This window comes from Vibrio hepatarius, from assembly GCF_001274785.1.
GTDB lineage: Bacteria > Pseudomonadota > Gammaproteobacteria > Enterobacterales > Vibrionaceae > Vibrio > Vibrio hepatarius.
Genome location: NZ_LHPI01000046.1, coordinates 1 through 1,999, shown reverse-complemented (window position 1 = coordinate 1,999; position 1,999 = coordinate 1). Strand labels below are relative to the sequence as shown.

Here is a 1,999-nt window from a genome sequence, read left to right as displayed (position 1 = left end):
TTGCTCGATTTAAGCAACTTATTGCTCATGGCCAATTGTGTTTTATTTTAAGTGCATGATTTAAATATAAAATAAACTTGGCACACCTTTTGTTATATCCAGTTCGCATTTACTGAACTTAATTCAAAAGGAATAGCTATGCCAACTCCATGTTATATCTCTATCAATGGCGAAACTCAGGGTCTTATCACGGCAGGTGCGTGTACTGCCGATTCAATCGGTGATTCATACGTTGAAGGTCACGAAGACGAAATGCTGGTGCAACAGTTTGACCACAGCGTAACCGTACCAACGGACCCACAATCAGGCCAACCTTCGGGTCAACGTGTCCACAAAGCGTTCAAATTTACCGTGTGCCTAAACAAAGCCGTACCACTGCTGTACAACGCATTGGCGTCAGGCGAGAAGATGAGCGAAGTGAAGCTGAAATGGTACCGCACATCGATTGAAGGTAAACAAGAGAACTTCTTTACTACCACACTAGAAAGCGCGTCTATCATCGATATCCAGTGTGAAATGCCACACTGCCAAGACCCATCAAAATCGGACTTCACGCAGAACCTCACGGTCGCGATGTCTTACCGTAAAATCACTTGGGACCACGTCAATGCTGGCACATCGGGTGCAGACGACTGGCGTAAACCGATTGAAGCGTAATCTTCAATTGTTGTGATTTGACCACCTAAGTCTGTTTATCCGGCTTAGGTGGTTTGCTTGCCTTAACCCAATGAGGTTGTTTCAGCCTGATTGGGTTAGGGCATTTTGGCTTAGCGGTATAGGGAAGGTTCATGGCGACACTGCACTACACACTCACCGTCGATGGGTTAGACGACGACAGTCTCGTGGTACGAGGCTTTGAAGGACACGAGACATTATCCGATGGGGTATTTCTCGGTCAGCCGTGTTACGGTTTTCGTTATCAGATAGCGTTGGCGAGTCGACGTCCGGATTTAACTCCGGAGCAAATGGTCGATATGCAGGCCGAACTCAAATTGTATCGTGACGGTGAGTTGACTCAACGTGTACACGGGATTGTTCGACAATTTACCCAAGGCGACATTGGCCATCACCATACCTTCTACTCACTGACTTTAGTACCGGCGCTTGAGCGTTTGTCATTGCGCCACAACAGCCGCATTTTCCAACACAAGAGCGCCAGTGAGATTATCTCTGTGCTGCTTTCGGAAATGGGCATTCAGGAGTACGCGTTCTCACTCACCCGTGAGCTGCCAACCCGCGAGTTCTGCGTTCAGTACCGAGAGACCGATTTAGCCTTTCTACAACGCTTAGCCGCGGAGGAAGGTTTGGTGTACAGCTTTGAGCACACCCCCGGTAAACACACCCTATTGTTCAGTGACAGCTCAGAGCTACTGCCGAAACTCGACGCCCCTATCCCTTACAATGCCCTGTCGGGTGGCGTGATTGACGAACCTTATATCTCAGGGGTAGAGAAACGCACCCAATCTGCCCCTTCTGAGGTGTCACTCAAAGACTACAGCTTTAAAAAGCCCACTTACCGCTTCTCACAAACCCAGCAAGGGACTGAGATGGCGTATCAACGTGAGGGTTACCAACACTTTGATGCGCCGGGTCGTTACAAAGACGACGAGAGTGGTAAAGCGTTTCGTCGAGCGCGCCTCGACTACCTGCGCCGTGACGCTCACACCGCGAGCGGGCACAGCAATCAACCACTGATTCGTGCGGGCGTTCGATTTGCGCTGCAAGACCACCTGACGCAAGAGATGAACCGAGATTGGTTGGTGGTCTCCGTCACCCGTAAAGGCGAGCAACCGCAAGCGTTAGAAGAGTCCGGTGGCGATGGTGCCACCACCTATCACAACCAGTTTACACTCATCCCCGCGACCATGACCTGGCAAGCGACCCCACAACCGAAACCGCAAGTCGATGGGCCGATGATTGCCCTCGTGGTGGGGCCTGAAGGCGAAGAAATCTACTGCGATGAACATGGCCGCGTTAAGCTGCATTTCCCTTGGGACCG

General features: G+C 50.6%; 2 protein-coding genes. Both read left to right on the top strand.

Annotated elements, in window-relative coordinates; genetic code table 11:
- Positions 1–138 precede the first annotated feature (138 nt).
- Positions 139–657 carry an Hcp family type VI secretion system effector gene (locus tag AKJ31_RS21800; RefSeq protein WP_053411100.1) on the top strand — a complete coding sequence of 173 codons (519 nt, stop codon included), beginning with the start codon at positions 139–141 and terminating at the stop codon, positions 655–657.
- Positions 658–788: 131 nt separating this feature from the next.
- The coding region (gene tssI / locus AKJ31_RS21795; RefSeq protein WP_157052416.1) for a type VI secretion system tip protein TssI/VgrG at positions 789–1,999 on the top strand (1,211 nt) is incomplete at its 3' end.

Bases quoted from the DNA above. Each gene is read 5' to 3' on its own strand.
- AKJ31_RS21800 (WP_053411100.1), top strand. From the start codon at position 139: ATGCCAACTCCATGTTATATCTCTATCAATGGCGAAACTCAGGGTCTT.